Below are 16,763 nucleotides of genomic sequence, written 5' to 3'. Positions count from 1 at the left end.
TGTTCGTCGTCGACACCTCCGAGAGAAGAACGCGCTCCGGCCATCGGTCGAGTAGTTGCGAGCAGTTGCCCGAGTCCGCGAGACTACCGCCGACGGCCAGAACGCAGGAGAGCGTCGAATCGGTGGATGCCTCTGAGCGGCGACCGTCCCCGACGGGGACGTTGGTCGCACGCTCCGTTTTCAGCACCGAGAGTATCAAAATTCCGTTATGTTTGTTTAGCGAATGTGCGCGGTTGATGTAGGCGGGGAGACACAACTATCAACGACCGTCTGAGCCGACGTGAAGCGGACGGCGGCGGCTGTCAGCTGACGAACAGCCGCCGCTCGGCGCGCTCGTGTTCCATCGACGCCAACTCGACCATCGGCGCGAACGACTGGATCTCGTCGAGCGGCCGCGTCTCGTGGTCGGCGACAATCTCGGTGACGACGGGCTTCAGCCCGGCCAGCACCCGCTGGGTGTCGGTGTGGCCGATCCGCATCAGCCGCTGGGCCGCCCCGAGCAGGCCGACGACGAAACCGTATCCCTGCGCGAGACAGGCCGTCTCGCGGGGAATTCCTTGACTTGCTGCGACGGCTCCGAAGGCCGCGGCGTAGTTGCCCGGCGCGTCGCCGTCGGCGACGCGCGAGTGGTACGCCGCCAGGAACTCGTCGTCCTCCGTCTCGGCCAGCAACGAGAGTAGTTGGCCGCCGGACTTCGTCGAACTCTCGCGGAACTCCGCGGTGAGCGTCACCGCCTCCTGTCGGCGGTCAGTGGCGACCACGCCGTCGAGGTCCCCCTCGCTCGCTGCGTCGTAGGCGCGGGCGAGGACGACCGTGTCGCACGGCCCGATCTGGTGACGGAGGTAGTCTTCGAGGACGGTCTGGAGGCTCTCGACGTCGTCGACGGCGTCGCTGGCGACGAACTGTTCGAGACCGTAGGAGGCGGTGTAGGTCCCAACCGGGAGGAAGGAGTCGGCCAACTGGAAGGCCGTCACCGTCGCGAGCGGATCCGAGTCAGTCATCACGGCCCTCCCTCGGGCGCGAGACGGGGTGGCTGTGGCCCGCGTCTCCGTGGTCGTGGTCGTGCGTTCCACCGCCGTGGTCGTGGCTGTGGCCGTGTCCTTCACCGCCGTGCGTATGCTCGTGGTCCCCCGGACTCTCGTCGAACAGCGTCGGGTCGACTTGCTCGCGCCGGAGCGTCGCGCCGTCGAGCAACTCGGCGTCCAGTTCCTCTTCGACGCGGTGGCCGTCCGCGCCGACGCGAACGTACACCTCGCCGTCGTCGACCGCGAGGTCCCAGTGTTTGTTGCCGACGAGATGGCCGAACGCGACGGCGGCGGCGAGCGTCTCGGCGTCGCCCTCGCTCTCGGGTAGCTCGACGACCACCGCGTCCTCCCGCTCGAACTCGACGACGAACAGCCGCTCGCTGTCGACGGCGAGCACGTCGCCGGGCGTCAGTTCTCCCGTTCCGACGACGACGCCGAGGTCCGTCCCCGACTCCGTGGTCGTCCGGAACCGCGAGCGCCGCCGGGTCGTGCGGTCGACGACGACCCGTTCGAGCGTCCCCGCGTCCTCGTGGTCGTGGTACGCGTCGTGCAGTGCGTCGTCCTCGTGGACGTTGCCTCGCACCCCGTCTGCGACCAACATCAGAGCTTCCTCGATTCCGGGGCGGAGACGCCGAAGCGCGCCTGCCGTGTCTCGTCCCACGCGGCGGCGAGTGCCGTGGTGACGGTGTCGGTCCGTGGCCCGAGCGCGCGGACGACGACGCCGCGCTCTCGAGGGAGCGTCGACGCCGACGCGAGTGCCTCGGTTTCCTCGTCGCCGTCGCCTGCGACCCGTTCGTGCAACCGGTCGCTCAGTTCGGCGGCCTCGCCCTCGTCGAACCCCGTCCCGACGACGTAGAGGTTGCCGAGCACGCGGTAGTCGCCGAAGACGCCCGGTCCCTGGACGGCGTCTTTGCCCGCGAGATGGACGACGTCTTCGAACAGTCGTCGGCCGCCGTCAGCACTGTCTCCGTCGTCTCTCCCGTCCCACGCCGTGATTCGCGAGTAGTAGCGGTCGTAATCGAACGCCTCACCGCGGGCGAGTCGGCCGGGGACGACTGTCTCGCCGAAGACGGCGGTCGCGTCCTCGCCCAACTCGATGTCGACCCGCTGGAGCAGCCGCGAGTCCCGAAAGAGGATGACCGGCTCGGGGAGGAACTCCACGTAGCCGCCGTCGTCGACGCTGATGGTGACGTCCGAACGGCCGTAGTTGCGCTCCATCCCGAGCACCTGCGTCGCGCTCTGGGTGGTGACGTGGGCCTTCGCGTCCGCGCCGACCTCGACGTCCATACTGTGTCGGTCGCCCTGCGCGATGCCGCCCGTCGGCGACTGGACGAACAGGCTCGCCAGTTCGGGCAGCTCCTGGTCGTGGCTCAGGTCGCCCGTGACGTGGAAGGGGACCTTCGCGTAGTCGCGGACGAGCCGTGTCTGCCCCGTCGAATCGGCCGCGAACGTCGCTTCCAGTATGCCGTTCTTGCCCGCGGAGCCTGCGGCGGCCTGCGGGACGGCTTCGGTCGCGTACTCGTCGAACGACGCGGGGCGGAATTCCGTGGACATCTACGCGAAGAGCACCTGCTCGCGGATGTGTTCGACCACGGCCTCGATGCCCTCGCCGGTCTTGCAGTCGGTGAAGACGGTCGGGCCGTCCCGAACCTCGCGGGCGTCGCGCTCCATGACTTCCAAGTCGGCGTCGACGTAGGGCGCGAGTTCGGTCTTGTTGATGATGAGCAGGTCGGCGTCGACGACGCCCGGCCCGCGCTTGCGGGGGATGTCGTCGCCCTCGGCTACCGAGATGATGTAGATGAAGTAGTCGGCGAGTTCGGGGTTGAACGTCGCCGCGAGGTTGTCGCCGCCGCTCTCGACGATCACGAGGTCGAGGTCGGGTTCGGTGTCGACGAACTCGTTGATCTTCTCTAAGTTCATCGAGGGGTCCTCTCTGATTCCTGTGTGCGGACACGCGCCGGTCTCGACGCCCTGCACGAGTTCGTCGGGGATGTCGCCCGCGAAGGCGGCCTTGAGTGCCTTCGCGTCCTCCTGGGTCAGGATGTCGTTGGCGATGAGCCCGACGTCGAGTTCGTCTTCGAGGAGAGAGGGCGTTATCTCCTTGATGAGCGAGGTCTTCCCTGAGCCGACGGGACCGCCGATACCGACCTTCGCGACGTTGCGGTAGTTCATTCGTCGCCCTCCAGCCGGATGGGGTCGTGGACGGTGACGAGCTTCGTGCCGTCGGGGAAGGTGGGTTCGACCTGAATCATGTCGATCATCTCGGGGACGCCCTCCATGACGTCCGCACGGGTCAGCAGCTGGGTCGCGTCGGCGCGAAGTTCGGCCACGTCGCGGCCGTCGCGCGCGCCCTCGCAGACCCAATCGGAGATGTAGGCGACTGTCTCGGGATGGTTGAGTTTCACGCCGCGCTCCTTGCGGCGGCGGGCCAGTTCGGCGACCATGAAGACCGTGAGCCGTTCTTCGTCTTTGGGGCTGAGTTTCATTGGTGATGTGAGTGGGTGAGTGAGGCAGTTACAGGGTGTACCGCTGTGCGAGCGGGATCTCCTCGGCGGGTTCGCTGGTGACGATCTCGCCGTCGACCTTCACCTCGAAGGTCTCGGCGTCGACGTCGATGTCCGGGGTGGCCTCGTTGTAGAGCATCTGGCCCTTGTCGAGGTTCCGCGTCCCCCGAACGGGGACGACCGTCTTGTCGAGACCGTACTTCTCGCCGACCTCCGCTTCGGCGGCGGCTTGGCTGACGAACGCCAGCGACAGGGCGTGTTTGGCCTTGCCGATGGCACCCGCACGCGGCCGCTGCTTGACGGGTTCGCAGGTCATGAGCGAGCCGTTGGACTCGCCCATCTCCGAGAGGACGGGGAAGCCGCCCTTCATGACGAGGTCCGGCTTGATGCCGAAGAACGCCGGGTCCCACAGACAGATGTCCGCGAGCTTGCCGCGTTCGAGCGAGCCGACGTAGTCGTCGATGCCCGCCGCGATGGCGGGGTTCTTCGTGTACTTCGCGACGTAGCGCTTGATACGGTGGTTGTCGTTTCTAGTGTCCTCGTCTTCGGGTAACGGCCCGCGCTGTTTCTTCATCTTGTCCGCCGTCTGCCAGGTACGGGGAATCACTTCGGCGATCCGCCCCATCGCCTGCGAGTCGGAGGTCATCATGCTGACCGCGCCCTCGTCGTGGAGGACGTCCTCCGCGCCGAGCGTCTCCGCGCGGATGCGCGACTCGGCGAAGGCGACGTCCTCGGGGACGTCGGGGTTCAGATGGTGACAGACCATCACCATGTCGAGATGTTCGTCGAACGTGTTGACCGTGTAGGGCATCGACGGGTTCGTCGACGACGGCAGCATGTTCGGCTCGCCGACGAGCTCGAGGATGTCCGGGGCGTGGCCGCCGCCCGCGCCCTCGATGTGGAACATATGGATCGTCCGGCCGTCGATGGCGGCGAAGGTGTCCTCGACGAAGCCGGCCTCGTTGAGCGTATCAGTATGAAGACAGACCTGGAGGTCCATGTCGTCGGCGACGGAGAGACAGGTGTCGATGGCCGCGGGCGTCGCCCCCCAGTCCTCGTGGAGTTTGAGCCCGCAGGCCCCCGCCTCCGCCTGCTCCTCCAGGCTGGCGGGCTTGCTGCTGTTGCCCTTGCCGTAGAAGCCGACGTTGATGGGCCACTCCTCGGCCGCCTGCAGGAAGCGTTTGATGTTGACCGGGCCGGTCGTGGTCGTGGTCGCGCCGCCGCCGTAGCCGCCGCCCATCATCGTCGTGATGCCCGCGGCCAGCGCGTGTTCGGCGAGACCGGAGCTGTTGAAGTGGACGTGGATGTCCAGCGCGCCCGCGGTGGCGATGCGGCCCTCCGCGGGGTAGACGTCCGTGCTCGCGCCGACGACGAGGTCCGGATGGACCCCCTCCATCGTGTTCGGGTTGCCGGCCTTGCCGACGCCCGCGATTTCGCCGTCCTTGATGCCGATGTCGCCCTTGACGATGCCGAGCACCGGGTCGATGACGGTCGCGTTCGTCAGCACCCAGTCGAGCGCGCCCTCTTTGGCCGTCGTGCCGGGAGCCATCCCGAGCCCGTCACGGAGGGTCTTCCCCCCGCCGAAGACCGCCTCGTCGCCGTAGGTGGTGTAGTCCTCCTCGACCTCGGCGAATAGAGTGGTGTCGCCGAGGCGCACTTTGCTGCCCTCGGTCGGCCCGTAGAGGTCCGTATACCGCTTTTTGTCCAAGTCGCGCGCCATCTCAGGCCCCCTTGAATCCGGCGTCGCGGGCACGTTTCAGTGCGTCCTCGCGCGCGCCACGACTCGTCGCGCCGTCGACGAGGCTGTTCATGCCGGTGATACGCTGCTTGCCTGCGTAGGCGACGAGGTCGACCTCGCGCTCGTCGCCGGGTTCGAACCGGACGGCTGTGCCCGCGGGGATGTCGAGTCGCATCCCGAAGGCGGTCTCGCGGTCGAAGTCGAGCGCCTTGTTCACCTCGAAGAAGTGGAAATGCGAGCCGACCTGGACCGGCCGGTCGCCCGTGTTGGCGACGCTGACGGTCGCTTCCTTCCGCCCCTCGTTGATGGTGACGGTGCCGTCGCCCGGAATCACTTCGCCGGGGACGAGTGACTCCTCAGTCATGGACGACCGCTCCCGGGGTCGCGGAGGGCGCGCAGCGTCCATCCCGCTGCTCGACAGTCAATTGGTGTTTGTCACGCATAGCGCACCGTTCCGAGAAGAATGTAATAGGCTTGGCCGAATCACCCAATATTTGCCCACTCGAATACGGTTAGCACTGACACCGAGAAAGACACGGAGGAATCCATGCGTGACGCACACACAGTCACCGGCTCCGCGGCATCCGCCGCCGGACCGGGGAACTCAAATCACCCGACGGTGAACCGGGCAGTATCATGAGTGCAGAGTCGGTCGGTGTCGCGCTCGCGACGGCCGGATTGCTCGGCGTCACCCACGCCATCGAACCCGACCACGTCGCGGGCATCTCATCGCTCACGAGTCGCTACGGCGACGCCCGGCTGTCGGCACTCGTCGGGGCCTGTTTCAGCCTCGGCCACGCCGCCGTCGTCGTCGTCTGGGTCGGACTGGCCTATCTCGTCCTCGGCAGCACGTCGTTCCCGCCGATTCTCGACACGGTCGGGACGACGGCCGCAGGCGTCATCCTCGGTCTCTTCGGTGCCATGATGGCCGTCTCGGGTCTCCGTGCCGCGGTCTACGAACACGACCACGGCGGCGAGAGTCACAGCCACGTCCACGTCGGTCTGCCGTTCTTCGGGACGACCGACCACGACAGCCACGCCGAACACGACCGGAGCGTCCGAGCCTATCTGAAGACCGGTCTCGTCGGGGCACTGTTCACGCTCTCACCCCCGCTCAGTATGCTCGCGTTCACGTCGACGCTCCTGCCGCAGTTCGACGGCGGCGTCGTCGGCCTCGCGGTGACGACCTACGCGGTCAGCATCACCGTCGCGATGAGTCTCATCGGCGCGGGAGCGGGTGCCGTCTTCGGCCTGACGCAGGGTCGCGGCGTGCGGGCCTTCGGCGCGGTCCAGACCGTCGCCGGTGTCGGCGTCGTCGCGCTCGCGGCCACGATGGTCCTCGGCGCGGTCGGCACGCCGTTCTGAGTCACTCCTCCTCTTCCTCTTCCTCTTCCTCTTCCTCTTCTGGCTCGCCACGGACGACCAACACCGGCAGCTCCGCCGTCCGGAGCACCCGCTCGGCGACGCTGCCGAGCAGCAGCCGGTCGAGTCCCGTCCGGCCGTGGGTGCCGACGACGACGAGGTCGACCCCGTGCTCGTCGGCGTAGTCGAGGATGGCGCGGTGGGGTGTCCCCTGGACGACGGCGGTGTGGACGTCGCTCACGCCGCTTTCGGCCGCGCGCTCGGCGACTGCGTCGACCGCCTGCTGGCCGCGCTTTTCGAGGTCCTCCAGAATCTGTTCGGAGATGGTCTCCGAGAAGGCGACGTCCGTCTCGACGACCGAGACGACGTGGAGTGCGGCGTCGTACTGTGCGGCGAGGTCGACGGCGTTCTCCGCGGCGGCCGCGGAGTAGGGGCTGCCGTCGGTCGCGTGGAGGATGGTCTCGTACATACCATGCGGTACGCGTTCGGGTCTCAAATAAGTGACAGCCGAGCGAGGGGGCGCGCTACTCGTCGGCGAGTTCGTCGACGAGCGTGTCGAGGCTGTACTGTTGGAGCGCGCGGTGGCTCTCTCTGAGCGTCGAGATGACGAACGTCGAGTTGGTGCGTTCGACCTCGGGGACGGACTCGAAGTCGCTGATGAGCCGTTCGACCATGTCGCTGGAGGAGAGTTGGGCGATGACGACGAAGTCGGTCTCGCCCATCGTGAAGTAGACCTGCGTGACGCCTTCGATATCGGTGATCTTCTCGCCGACCGTCTCGTGGCTGCCGCTGTAGTCGGCCAGAATCTCGACGATGACGGTCACACCGAGTCCCAGCGCGTCGAGGTCGATGTCGTAGAGGTCGTTGACGATGATGCCTTCGTCCCGAAGGTTGTTCAGCCGGTAGTGGATCGTCGAAACGGGAATCCCCGTCTCCTCGTGGAGCTGTTCGGGACTCCCGGTTTCGAGGTCCGCGATGGCCTTCAGCAGTCTGATGTCACGCTCGTCCATCGGTCTCAGGCTAGCCTCTCCGGGCAGCGGTAAGTAATCCCCGACTGCGGCACGGCCGACGCCCTGTGCGTGTCGGCATCGCAGCGGCTCGCTCGATTGGTTGGAACGGGCCACCACGGCCATGGTTATGGTTACGATTGGCAGTAACGCCGTCTGTGGCGGCCGGTCGACGGGACGGACCCGGTCAGTCCGAGGATAGGCGTGGGGCAACGAGGGGGGTGTGGGAAGGGATGGGTGCGTGCCTCACGGCCGGGTCCGGTCCACATGGCAGTTGGACTGTGAACAGCTGTCGCCAGCCACCCGCGGTCGCCCCGCGTCGGCCGGGTGTTCACATACCACGGTACTCCGGGGAAGGCCATATCGGTTCTATCTACGTGAAACGACGCCGCCCCGAACGGATACTATTCATCTAGAGTACAGTCTGATCTGACACGTTCGAACCCCTCCGCAGTCGTCGGGTTTCGTCCCTCGCTCGTCGGCGAAACCGTCGCTTCGCTCGGGGTGATTCGGGTGATACCGTCAGAAAAGCCGTGAGAGCCGTACTTATCGCTCGAGACCCACTGTGACGTCGGACTTGAGCCACGCTCGGGCGTTGTCCGGGTCGGAGATGAGGCTGATGGTCTTGGTTCCGAGGGTGAACTCGGTGTACTCTGCGGCAATCGTCTGTTGGGACTGTTGCTCGTCGTTCATGGTTCGTTGCGGATGTCGAGCGTGGCGGCAACACGAGCCGTCGGAGATGCGTGGGTCCGTGTCACGTTCACAGTCACCAGTATCAGTGGGAGGGTCATAGCGGTGTTCTCTTCGTGGAACGAGTCACACGGGAGTGACCGTCTATTCATCTAGACGGCGACCCTCGCCGTCGTAGAGCTGGTCGAACAGCTTCCGTTGGCCAGCCCGGAGATGGTGGTTGAACGTCGGCTGGGTGATGCCGAGCGAGGCACCGAGTTCCTCGCCGGTGCTCTCGCGTGGCGACTCGAAGAAGCCGCCGCAGTACGCCGTCTTCAACACCTCCGCCTGTCGGTCGGTCAGCCGTCGGTCGAGTTCGGCCGCGAAGCCCTGTCCGGGGTCGAGCGACCGCTCCCGGTCGCGGCGGGCCACCAGTTCGACGTCGGGATACTTCTCGCGGAGCATCGCCAAGAAGGCCCGGACGTCGGTGTCGTAGGCGACGTGGACCAAGGCGCGCAGGCCGTCGTCGGTCGTGGTGACGGACTTCGGGACGGCCCCGTGTCGGGTCAACGTCCCCGGCAGCGTCTCGCCGCTCGTCACGACTTCCAGCAGCCCCTCGTCGTCGTGTTCGGCGACGACGCGGACCGCCGAGACGCTCACCAGCTCCTCGAAGGCCGCGCGAACCTCCTCGACGTCGGCGTCGGTGACGGTCACGAACAACACGGCCGTGTCCGTCTCGGGGACGATTCCCTCCAAGCCCAGCCGACACGGTACGCTCCGCGCGACGCGGGCCAGCAGGTCGTCGGTCTCCGAGAGCCGGATGTCGAGTTCGAGCGTCCCGTCGGTCAACACGCCCCGTCTCGTCTCGACGGTGTTGATGGCGTAGCCGATGGTCTCGCCGAGTTCGCTGAGGACCGCCGAGGTGGTCTCGTCGAAGGCGTTCAGCCGGGCGGCGTAGACCGTGAGCACGCCGTAGAGGAAGCCCTCGTAGACGAGCGGGACGGCGAGGACGGACTGGTAGTCGCGCGACAGTGCCTCCTTGCGCCACGGGTCGTCCCGGAGTCCCTCGGCGACGTTGTCGACGGCGACGAGTTCACGCCTGCTCGCCGCGACGCAGGCTGGCTCGGTCGAACCGCCCTCGGGCGTGAGCGACCGGTCGACGCTGTCGAGATAGCTGTGGTCGCCACCGGCCCAGGTGCGCGGGACCAGCTCTTCGCGGACCACGTCGGCGTCGCCGACCCACGCCAGCCCGTAGCGGTCGACGGTCGTCAGCCGCTCGCAGACGGCGCGCTCGATCTCCTCGCGTGTGTCGGCGCGGATGAGCCGTTGGACTAGCTCGCGGATGGTGCCGTTGAGTTCGTTGAGTCGGGTGAGCTGGTCGTTCTGCGTCTGTAACTCGTCGTCGCGTGTGCGAAGCATCTCCTCGTAGTCGACGCGGTCGAGGGCGACCTCGGCGTTCGTCGCGAACAGCGTCACGAGGTCGGTGGTCTCCTCCCCGAAGGCGTCGCGCTCGGCGGAGATGGCGACCAGGACGCCGTGGCTCCCCAACGGAATGTAGAGACCGCTGCGGACGCGCGTGTCGGGGTTGTCGACGAACTCCGACTCTCGGACGTCGCCGTAGACGCGCGATTCGCCCTCCGCGAAGACGTCCCAGGTGATCGACGTCCCCGGACGGTAGGTCGGCGGCTCGCCGACGAACGACTCGACGTCGGGCGAGACCGCGACGGGTTCGAGACAGTTCGTCGTCTCGTCGAACAGAAAGAGGACGACGCCGGTCAGATCGAGTACGTCGGTCGCGGCGTCGACGATGCGTTCGGCGACCTCGCTCTTCGTTTCGGCGTCGACCAGTGCGAGCGTCGACCCGTGGAGCGCGGCCAGCGTCTCCTCGTACTGGCGGCGGTCGGTGACGTCGACGGACACCCGAGCGACCCACTCGACGGTGCCCCGTTGGCCGAAGACCGGCCGGTAGATGCTCTCGAAACTGATGCCCTCGACCTCCTCGGTCGCGGTGAACGAGTCGCCAGCGAGTGCCCGACGGGCGTTACGGACGACGGTCGGTACGTCGTCGTAGCGGTCGAACACGGAGTCGCCGACGAGCTCTCCCGGTTCGAGTCCGAGCGCGTCCAGCCCTCTCCCCTCCGAGAGCAGGACGACGCCGTCGTCGTCCAGTGCCGACAGGACGACCGGCGCGTTGTCTACGAGTGTCTGTAACTGTGCTTCCCCGTCGACGGCCCGTGCGTGCTCGTTGTACTGTTTCGTGTCATCCAAATCCACAAGCCATGCTCCTTGGTAACAAGCTATGCCATCAGGGGTAATCAATGGCTTGTTCAAACAGGTGTCATCTCTATTTCCACGTCGCTCACAAGAGATTCCCATCCACCCGTTTTCTCCCGATTTACCGGCCGTCCAGCCGATAATACGCGCTCCCAGTGGCCGTTACTTGTCATCCTGATATTCTCGACTGTCACGGCTGTCTCGTGTCAATTCTCAATAGCCGATCCGGAGTTGACTGAGTTGCACGTGCCCCGCGGCGTGTTCGCCTGTCCGCTGCCCGCTGTGGGGCGCGTGTCCGTTTGCCCCGCTGACGCCAGCCCTCCATCGCTTCGTCGACGTCGGCCCTCCACCATCGTCGACGTCGACTCTCTCCGGTCTCGTCGATACCGACCGTTCATCACCTCCTCGACGCCGACCATCCACATTCTCCCACTCACCTCCGAACCATTCAAGCCGTTCTCACGACCAGGAGTGCTATGGACGACTCACGTGGACTCCACTCGGTGCGGCGCGTCCACATCGCCCCGCTCGGGTACGAACACGACCGCATCCTCCTGCCCGCGACGCGGTACGACGCCGACCTCCTCTACCTGCTCGGGCCGACGACGCCCTCGTCGTCGTCACCCGACTACCACGACGACCTCGTCGCCAGGCTCGTCGAGACCGGTATCGAAGTCGAACGCGTCGACGTCGACCTCCAAGACATCTACGACGTGCTCGGCCGGACGACCACGCTCGTCGCCCGACACGGCGACGACGAGGTGCTGGTCAACGTTTCCAGTGGGACCGCGTTGGCGGCCGTCGGCACCACCATCGCCTGCATGACGACCCACGCGACGGCCTACACCGTCGAACCCGAGACCAACGCCCACGACGTTCACCGCGAACCGCGGACCACGGGCGTCGCGAACGTCGAGTCCCTCCCGGACTACCCCATCGAGTCGCCGACCCGCCCACAGATCGCGGTGATGGACTATCTCGCGAAACAGGCTGAGAAGGGCTACACCGTCCGCAAGCGCGACCTCATCGAGTTCGCCGAGAACGCAGACCTCCGGTTCATGGTCGACCCGCCGACGACGAACCGCCAGTCGAAGTACCGGCGACTCCAGAGCGCGGTCGTCGACCCGCTGACGGAGAAGGGCTATCTCGACGTGCGGAGCGCGGGCCGCCGGAAACTCGTCTCGCTGACCGACATCGGCCACAGCGTCTACGTCGCCTTCGAGCACAAACTGAAATTCGGATAATTCGGGCTAGTCGTCGACTTCGACACAGAGGATGCCGGTCCCGCAGAAGGGGCAGTAATACATCGGAAGCGCGCTCTCGAACTCGCCCTCGTCGGTGCGTTCGTAGGCGCGGACGCAGACGATGGCGACCGACTCGTCGGTGTCGAGGTCGACGCCCGCCTCGAAGGTGAACGTCTCGCGCTCCCAGGCGTCGAGACACTCCTGACAGCAGGGGACGGTCTCGACGGCTTCGTAGTCCGGTTCGGGACTCTCAGGGTTCGTGACGCGGTACTTGACTTTCATACTCGACGTGTCGGCACGGATCGGTTTGAACGTTTATCGAGTGATGGTGTGTCTCGTCGATTCGTTCGTGTCGGTCAAATTGGTCTCGTCCGCTGAAGAGGACTCCTCGAAAGCCCCGTGGAGTGTCCAACTGGTCGTGGCGCGTGGCTTCGCGGCCTCTGTGCCGCGAGACACGCACGCGAGGGATGAGCGAACGAGCGGGAGCGAAGTGAGCGAATCGGCTGGGGAGGACGTGGCTGTCGCGGGCGGGACTGAAAGGGGCGACGCGCTGGGCGAAGGCGACCGACGTTAGCACGCGACCGGAGGGAGCGCGCGCAACGAGGTCACCGAGTCCAGCGCGTCGGGGCTTTCGAGGCGTCTCCAGTTACACAATCGCCTACGCACTTCCTCGCCCTAACAGACTCCGCCACAGATAGCAGAACCATTCATACCACTCGCCCACAACACGCCAATCGTGGCAGACGACGCCGTCCCCGACGCGTACGAGACCCTCGACAGCCACGCCGCCCTAGTCGCGTGGTCCCGCCGCTACGCCCACACCCAAACCGAGACAACCGACCTCGCAGTCGACCTCTCGCGCGTCGAGTGGGAGGTCTCGACTCGCGCCAAACGCCGCGCCGCCGCCGTCAAACGCCCGCGCATCCCCGACGCCGCGGTCGGCACGCCAGTCGACTGGTCCAGTCACGACGCAACGGCCGACCCCCACCCGCCGACCTGCACCGTCTCACTCACCTGGGAAGCAGCCCAGAGCTTCGACCGCGAGGAGTGGGCCGCAACCCTCCGACACGAACTCGTCCACGTCGAGCAGTTCCAGCGGTTCGGGACGACTAACCACGGCTCCCGGTTCAAGCACCGCGCCGAAACGCTCGACACGCCGGTCAAGTGCCGACGCTTCGCGACGCCGAAGTTCGTCCTCTCCTGTGGCGACTGCGAGCAGGTCGTGGCGCGTCGCTACCGCGACTGCAAACTCGTCCGCGAACACAGCCAGTATCAGTCTTCGTGCTGTGCCGCAGCCCTCCGCTGCCAGCGCGTCAACAGCCAGTAGCTCACGACGGTGACGACGACGCCCGCGACGAGTCCCGCCGGAACCCCGACGAGCACCGACGGCCAGACGTACGGCTCCAAGTAGGCTGTCACCGCGAGTCCGACGCCGAAGAGCGAGCCGAGACCGAGCAGCGCGGCGACGGCGGGCGGCCACCTCGCACGCACAGCCTCGCCACTGGCCGTCTCGTCACTGTTCGTCTCCTGTTCGAGGACCATACCGCCCCTACGCGGGCGGTGAGAATAACTCCGACTCCGTACTGCGCGTCGTGTTTGCTAGTTCGCTAGGCCAACTCTGCGAGCGCGAGCAGGATGCTCGGCGCGACGAGCAGTACCAACCCGGCCACGATGAGCAGCGCGGGCAGCACCAGGAGTCCCATCTCGGTCAGGAGCCACAGCCCCAATCCGCCGAGGAGCAACACGAGGCCGACGATGCGCAGCAGCCACGTGACTGCACCCTCCAGTTCGGAGTCCGCGACCACGTCGACGACTTCGAGTGCTTCTTCCATATCTCCCAATAGCCGGCTGGAGGGACTTGTGTTCTGTGGCCAACGACAGTATATTCGACGGGACTATTCGGACCGCTCGGCGACCTTCACGAGCTGCTTGCCGATGTTCTCGCCCTCGAACAGCCCGAGGAACGCGTCGGGGGCGTTCTCGAAGCCTTCGGTCACCGTCTCGCGGTACTGGATGGTGCCGTCTGCGACCCAGCCGGCCAGCCGCGTCGTCGCCTCCTCGAACCGCGGCTGGAAGTCGCTGACGAGGAAGCCTTCGACGCTCGCGCGCTTCTGGATGAGCGTCCCGAGCTTTCGGGGTCCAGTGGGTAGTTCGATCGCGTTGTACTGCGAGATCTGCCCGCAGACCGCGACGCGGGCGTCGACGTTCAACTGATTGAAGACGGCGTCCGTGATGGGACCGCCGACGTTGTCGAAGTAGACGTCCACGCCGTCGGGCGCGGCGTCCGCGAGCGCGGCCGAGAGGTCGTCGGTCGTCTTGTAGTTGATCGCCGCGTCGAAGCCCAACTCGTCCGTGAGCCACTCTGTCTTGGTGTCCGACCCGGCGAAGCCGACGACGCGACAGCCAGCCTCGCGCGCCAACTGGCCGACCACAGAGCCAACCGCGCCCGCCGCACCGGAGACGACGACGGTGTCGCCTGGTTTCGGTCCCGCGACGTCGAGCAGGCCGAAGTAGGCCGTCCGGCCGGGCATCCCGACGACGCCGAGCGCGGTTGAGACGGGCGCGACGTCCGGGTCGATGGCGGTCAGCTCGCCGCCGTCCGCGGCCGTGTACTCGGCCCAGTCGAGGTTGCCGACGACGACGTCGCCCTCGCCGAACGCGGCGTGGTTCGAGGCGACGACTTCGCCGACGACACCGGCCTGCATCGGCTCGCCGACGTCCCACGGCTCCGCGTAGGACTCGGCGTCCCGCATCCGGCCCCGCATATAGGGGTCGACGGAGAGATAGAGCGTCTTGACGAGCACTTCGTTCGCGTCCGGCTCGGGAACGTCTGCCTCGACGAGTTCGAAGGTGTCCATGTCGGGCTCGCCGGTCGGTCGCTTGGCGAGGTGGTACTGGCGGTTGGTCTCGGGGAGGTCGGTCATCGGAACAACAGCCAATTGATTGAGAGTGGTAAAAGGACCTCCGCCGGGCGAGGGTCTTGCCCCCTCTCGGGGCAGTGAGATATGGGCCGTGTGGACACAGAACACTCGTCTCGCCGCGGACGTGGGGTTCTTGTCGTCGCGGGTCGCCACTCCATCTAGCCTCCCGATGGACGACGACACCACCCGGTCCTCGCTCGCCGCCGCCGTCGCAGACGGCGTGAGCTCCGACGCCGACGGTGCGGCCGCCGACGAGCAGTCCGCCGCGAGCGACACGGACGCCGACACCGACTGGCTCCGCCTGCGCGCGCTCGTCCGACTCGTCGCCGTCGTCCGCGAGTTCCTCCCGCTCGCGCTCACGTATCTCCGGGACCGCCGACGCTTCCTCCTCTTCGGCCGTCGCCGACAGGTCACGGCCGACCAGCAGACCGCCCGCGCCGAACGGCTGCTCGACAGCCTCGTCGCGCTCGGGCCGACGTTCATCAAACTCGGCCAGATCCTCTCGACCCGCCCCGACGCCCTCCCGCGGACCTACATCGACGTCCTCTCGCGGCTCCAGGACCGCGTGCCCGCCGACGATTGGGACGAAGTACGCCCCGTCGTCGAGAGCGACCTCGGCCCGGTCGACGAGGTCTTCGACGACTTCGACACCGAGCCCATCAGCGGCGCGAGCCTCGGGCAGGTCTACACCGCCCGCGTCGACGGCCAGCAGGTCGCGGTGAAGGTGCTCCGCCCGGACATCCGCCCGCGCGTCGAAGCCGACCTCCGGGTCATCGACGCGCTCATGCCCCTGCTCACGGCCACTGCACCCCAGGGACAGGCGTACACCCTGCAGAACTTAGGGCGAGAGTTCGCCGACGCCATCCGCGAGGAGATGGACTACGCCCACGAGGCGGCGATGCTCCGGACCATCCGCGACAACTTCGCCGACGACGAGTCGATCATCGTCCCCGAGGTGCTCGTCGACCACTCCTCGCCGCGCGTGCTGACGATGGAGTACGTCGACGGTATCAAGATCGACGACGTCGACGCGCTCGACGAGGCCGGTATCGACCGGACGGCACTCATCCGCCGCCTCGAATCCGCGTACATCCAGATGATTCTCGAAGACGGCGTCTTCCACGCCGACCCGCATCCGGGAAATCTGGCGGTCAAGCGCGACGGCTCGATCGTCTTCTACGACTTCGGCATGACCGGCCGGGTGTCTCAGGAACTTCAGAACAACATCCTCGACTTCTACGTCGCCATCGCCCGCGACGACATCGACGGCGTCATCGACGCCTTCGTCGCGATGGACGCGCTGGACCCGACGGCCGACCGCGAACTGATGCGCGAGGTGTTCGACCTCGCCATCGAGTCGTTCCGCGGCAACGACCTCGACGACTACCGCATCGAGCAGCTGGTCGGCGAGTTCCAGTCGAACATCTACGAGTTTCCCCTTCGCTTGCCTCAGCAGGTCGCGCTCATCGTCCGGGTGACGACGGTCCTCGACGGCGTCGCCGGGACGCTCGACCCCGAGTTCGACGTCATCGCGCTCATCACCGACTACGTCCGCGAGGAGGGCTACGGCGAGGAAGGCGTCAAGCGCGTCGTCGAGTCGACGCAGAAAGAGATTCAGGCCACTGCACAGTCGCTGGTTCGGGTACCGCCCAAACTCGAACGCGTCCTCGACCGTGCGGAACGCGGCAACCTCGCGCTGGGCATCGTCCTCGCGGGCGGCCGCGAGGAGCCGTGGGACCGCTTCGCCAAACGGCTCTGTCTCGGCATCCTGCTGGCGGCGAGCGTCGCCGCGACCCTGCTGCTCGTCGCGACGACGACCGGACCCGTCCCGCTCGTCGCGGCTGCCGGGACCGCCGTCCTCTGCCTGCTGTTCGCCCAGTCACTCCGCGGCAAGCGCGGCCTCCGCGTCAGCCCGCAGTTCACGCGCCAGGAGATGCGGCAGCGACGACGCGAGTAGCGACGGCGTGAGTAGCGACAGCCGTCGGCCACGCCGACACCGAGGCGACGAGGGTGCCCGCA

19 protein-coding genes are annotated in these 16,763 nt (G+C 66.8%); 4 read left to right on the top strand and 15 right to left on the bottom strand.

The features are described from left to right. Window positions 1-302: 302 nt before the first annotated feature. From BLR57_RS14475 to BLR57_RS14445, 7 genes are read right to left on the bottom strand one after another with little or no spacing between them, the layout of a single operon-like run. Entirely contained in the window at window positions 303-1,001 is a 699-nt protein-coding gene (locus BLR57_RS14475) for an urease accessory protein UreF (protein ID WP_089698743.1), read from the bottom strand. Continuing rightward, complete coding sequence (locus BLR57_RS14470) at window positions 994-1,626, bottom strand: urease accessory protein UreE (protein ID WP_089698742.1); 633 nt, start codon at window positions 1,624-1,626, stop codon at window positions 994-996. The genes BLR57_RS14475 and BLR57_RS14470 overlap by 8 nt, the downstream gene beginning before the upstream one ends. Next, window positions 1,626-2,579: an urease accessory protein UreD gene (locus BLR57_RS14465; RefSeq protein WP_089698741.1), complete on the bottom strand. Its 954-nt coding sequence runs from the start codon at window positions 2,577-2,579 to the stop codon at window positions 1,626-1,628. Before BLR57_RS14465 ends, BLR57_RS14470 begins: the two co-directional genes overlap by 1 nt. Further along, window positions 2,580-3,197 carry an urease accessory protein UreG gene (ureG, locus tag BLR57_RS14460; RefSeq protein WP_089698740.1) on the bottom strand — a complete coding sequence of 206 codons (618 nt, stop codon included), beginning with the start codon at window positions 3,195-3,197 and terminating at the stop codon, window positions 2,580-2,582. It abuts the gene before it with no gap. Continuing rightward, window positions 3,194-3,511, bottom strand: coding sequence for an urease subunit gamma (locus BLR57_RS14455; RefSeq protein ID WP_089698739.1), 318 nt, complete (start codon window positions 3,509-3,511; stop codon window positions 3,194-3,196). Before BLR57_RS14455 ends, ureG begins: the two co-directional genes overlap by 4 nt. A 28-nt stretch (window positions 3,512-3,539) precedes the next feature. Beyond that, window positions 3,540-5,249 (bottom strand): urease subunit alpha, encoded by a 1,710-nt coding sequence (gene ureC, locus BLR57_RS14450; RefSeq protein WP_089698738.1) that lies wholly within the window; start codon window positions 5,247-5,249, stop codon window positions 3,540-3,542. 1 nt (window position 5,250) lies between these two features. After that, on the bottom strand, window positions 5,251-5,631 hold the full coding sequence (locus BLR57_RS14445; protein ID WP_089698737.1) for an urease subunit beta: 381 nt from the start codon (window positions 5,629-5,631) through the stop codon (window positions 5,251-5,253). Window positions 5,632-5,903: 272 nt separating this feature from the next. Between BLR57_RS14445 and BLR57_RS14440 the strand changes: the two genes are divergently transcribed. After that, window positions 5,904-6,632 (top strand): HoxN/HupN/NixA family nickel/cobalt transporter, encoded by a 729-nt coding sequence (locus BLR57_RS14440; protein ID WP_089698736.1) that lies wholly within the window; start codon window positions 5,904-5,906, stop codon window positions 6,630-6,632. A 1-nt stretch (window position 6,633) separates the two neighbouring features. Here BLR57_RS14440 and BLR57_RS14435 read toward each other — a convergent pair whose 3' ends face one another. The 4 genes from BLR57_RS14435 to BLR57_RS14425 all read right to left on the bottom strand — a co-directional run bounded on the left by BLR57_RS14435 (window position 6,634) and on the right by BLR57_RS14425 (window position 10,573). After that, window positions 6,634-7,098, bottom strand: coding sequence for a universal stress protein (locus BLR57_RS14435; protein WP_089698735.1), 465 nt, complete (start codon window positions 7,096-7,098; stop codon window positions 6,634-6,636). Window positions 7,099-7,153: 55 nt separating this feature from the next. Beyond that, window positions 7,154-7,639 carry an Lrp/AsnC family transcriptional regulator gene (locus tag BLR57_RS14430; RefSeq protein ID WP_089698734.1) on the bottom strand — a complete coding sequence of 162 codons (486 nt, stop codon included), beginning with the start codon at window positions 7,637-7,639 and terminating at the stop codon, window positions 7,154-7,156. Window positions 7,640-8,182: 543 nt separating this feature from the next. Continuing rightward, window positions 8,183-8,329, bottom strand: coding sequence for a hypothetical protein (locus BLR57_RS19475; protein WP_170830654.1), 147 nt, complete (start codon window positions 8,327-8,329; stop codon window positions 8,183-8,185). A gap of 141 nt (window positions 8,330-8,470) precedes the next feature. After that, window positions 8,471-10,573, bottom strand: coding sequence for a bacterio-opsin activator domain-containing protein (locus BLR57_RS14425; protein ID WP_170830653.1), 2,103 nt, complete (start codon window positions 10,571-10,573; stop codon window positions 8,471-8,473). A 482-nt stretch (window positions 10,574-11,055) separates the two neighbouring features. On the opposite strand from BLR57_RS14425, the gene BLR57_RS14420 reads away from it, so the two are divergent. Beyond that, window positions 11,056-11,823, top strand: coding sequence for an HFX_2341 family transcriptional regulator domain-containing protein (locus BLR57_RS14420; protein WP_089698732.1), 768 nt, complete (start codon window positions 11,056-11,058; stop codon window positions 11,821-11,823). A 6-nt stretch (window positions 11,824-11,829) separates the two neighbouring features. On the opposite strand, the gene BLR57_RS14415 is transcribed toward BLR57_RS14420, so the two are convergent. After that, the gene (locus BLR57_RS14415; protein ID WP_089698730.1) at window positions 11,830-12,105 is read right to left on the bottom strand and encodes a hypothetical protein; all 276 of its coding nucleotides are present in this window, start codon (window positions 12,103-12,105) and stop codon (window positions 11,830-11,832) included. A gap of 451 nt (window positions 12,106-12,556) precedes the next feature. On the opposite strand from BLR57_RS14415, the gene BLR57_RS14405 reads away from it, so the two are divergent. Continuing rightward, entirely contained in the window at window positions 12,557-13,150 is a 594-nt protein-coding gene (locus BLR57_RS14405; protein WP_089698726.1) for a SprT-like domain-containing protein, read from the top strand. Here BLR57_RS14405 and BLR57_RS14400 read toward each other — a convergent pair. The 3 genes from BLR57_RS14400 to BLR57_RS14390 all read right to left on the bottom strand — a co-directional run bounded on the left by BLR57_RS14400 (window position 13,096) and on the right by BLR57_RS14390 (window position 14,747). After that, complete coding sequence (locus BLR57_RS14400; RefSeq protein ID WP_089698723.1) at window positions 13,096-13,365, bottom strand: DUF8147 domain-containing protein; 270 nt, start codon at window positions 13,363-13,365, stop codon at window positions 13,096-13,098. The two genes, BLR57_RS14405 and BLR57_RS14400, sit on opposite strands and share 55 nt — an antisense overlap. Before the next feature lie 65 nt (window positions 13,366-13,430). After that, the gene (locus BLR57_RS14395; RefSeq protein WP_089698721.1) at window positions 13,431-13,655 is read right to left on the bottom strand and encodes a hypothetical protein; all 225 of its coding nucleotides are present in this window, start codon (window positions 13,653-13,655) and stop codon (window positions 13,431-13,433) included. A 63-nt stretch (window positions 13,656-13,718) separates the two neighbouring features. Beyond that, window positions 13,719-14,747: an NADP-dependent oxidoreductase gene (locus BLR57_RS14390; RefSeq protein ID WP_089698719.1), complete on the bottom strand. Its 1,029-nt coding sequence runs from the start codon at window positions 14,745-14,747 to the stop codon at window positions 13,719-13,721. A 166-nt stretch (window positions 14,748-14,913) separates the two neighbouring features. Here BLR57_RS14390 and BLR57_RS14385 point away from each other — a divergent pair, with 166 nt between their 5' ends. After that, window positions 14,914-16,701, top strand: a complete 1,788-nt coding sequence (locus tag BLR57_RS14385) for an ABC1 kinase family protein (protein WP_089698717.1) — start codon at window positions 14,914-14,916, stop codon at window positions 16,699-16,701. The last annotated feature ends 62 nt before the right edge of the window (window positions 16,702-16,763 follow it).

This window comes from Halogranum gelatinilyticum (assembly GCF_900103715.1).
Lineage (GTDB): Archaea > Halobacteriota > Halobacteria > Halobacteriales > Haloferacaceae > Halogranum > Halogranum gelatinilyticum.
This window is presented reverse-complemented; position numbering and strand designations above follow the sequence as displayed.

Excerpts from the sequence above, each read along its gene's own strand:
- BLR57_RS14390 (WP_089698719.1), bottom strand. The coding sequence starts at position 14,747 with ATGACCGACCTCCCCGAGACCAACCGCCAGTACCACCTCGCCAAGCGA.
- BLR57_RS14435 (WP_089698735.1), bottom strand. The coding sequence starts at position 7,098 with ATGTACGAGACCATCCTCCACGCGACCGACGGCAGCCCCTACTCCGCG.
- BLR57_RS14455 (WP_089698739.1), bottom strand. The coding sequence starts at position 3,511 with ATGAAACTCAGCCCCAAAGACGAAGAACGGCTCACGGTCTTCATGGTC.
- ureG (WP_089698740.1), bottom strand. The coding sequence starts at position 3,197 with ATGAACTACCGCAACGTCGCGAAGGTCGGTATCGGCGGTCCCGTCGGC.
- BLR57_RS14415 (WP_089698730.1), bottom strand. The coding sequence starts at position 12,105 with ATGAAAGTCAAGTACCGCGTCACGAACCCTGAGAGTCCCGAACCGGAC.
- BLR57_RS14440 (WP_089698736.1), top strand. The coding sequence starts at position 5,904 with ATGAGTGCAGAGTCGGTCGGTGTCGCGCTCGCGACGGCCGGATTGCTC.
- BLR57_RS14445 (WP_089698737.1), bottom strand. The coding sequence starts at position 5,631 with ATGACTGAGGAGTCACTCGTCCCCGGCGAAGTGATTCCGGGCGACGGC.
- BLR57_RS14475 (WP_089698743.1), bottom strand. The coding sequence starts at position 1,001 with ATGACTGACTCGGATCCGCTCGCGACGGTGACGGCCTTCCAGTTGGCC.
- BLR57_RS19475 (WP_170830654.1), bottom strand. The coding sequence starts at position 8,329 with ATGAACGACGAGCAACAGTCCCAACAGACGATTGCCGCAGAGTACACC.
- BLR57_RS14395 (WP_089698721.1), bottom strand. The coding sequence starts at position 13,655 with ATGGAAGAAGCACTCGAAGTCGTCGACGTGGTCGCGGACTCCGAACTG.
- BLR57_RS14430 (WP_089698734.1), bottom strand. The coding sequence starts at position 7,639 with ATGGACGAGCGTGACATCAGACTGCTGAAGGCCATCGCGGACCTCGAA.
- BLR57_RS14465 (WP_089698741.1), bottom strand. The coding sequence starts at position 2,579 with ATGTCCACGGAATTCCGCCCCGCGTCGTTCGACGAGTACGCGACCGAA.
- ureC (WP_089698738.1), bottom strand. The coding sequence starts at position 5,249 with ATGGCGCGCGACTTGGACAAAAAGCGGTATACGGACCTCTACGGGCCG.
- BLR57_RS14420 (WP_089698732.1), top strand. The coding sequence starts at position 11,056 with ATGGACGACTCACGTGGACTCCACTCGGTGCGGCGCGTCCACATCGCC.
- BLR57_RS14385 (WP_089698717.1), top strand. The coding sequence starts at position 14,914 with ATGGACGACGACACCACCCGGTCCTCGCTCGCCGCCGCCGTCGCAGAC.
- BLR57_RS14400 (WP_089698723.1), bottom strand. The coding sequence starts at position 13,365 with ATGGTCCTCGAACAGGAGACGAACAGTGACGAGACGGCCAGTGGCGAG.
- BLR57_RS14470 (WP_089698742.1), bottom strand. The coding sequence starts at position 1,626 with ATGTTGGTCGCAGACGGGGTGCGAGGCAACGTCCACGAGGACGACGCA.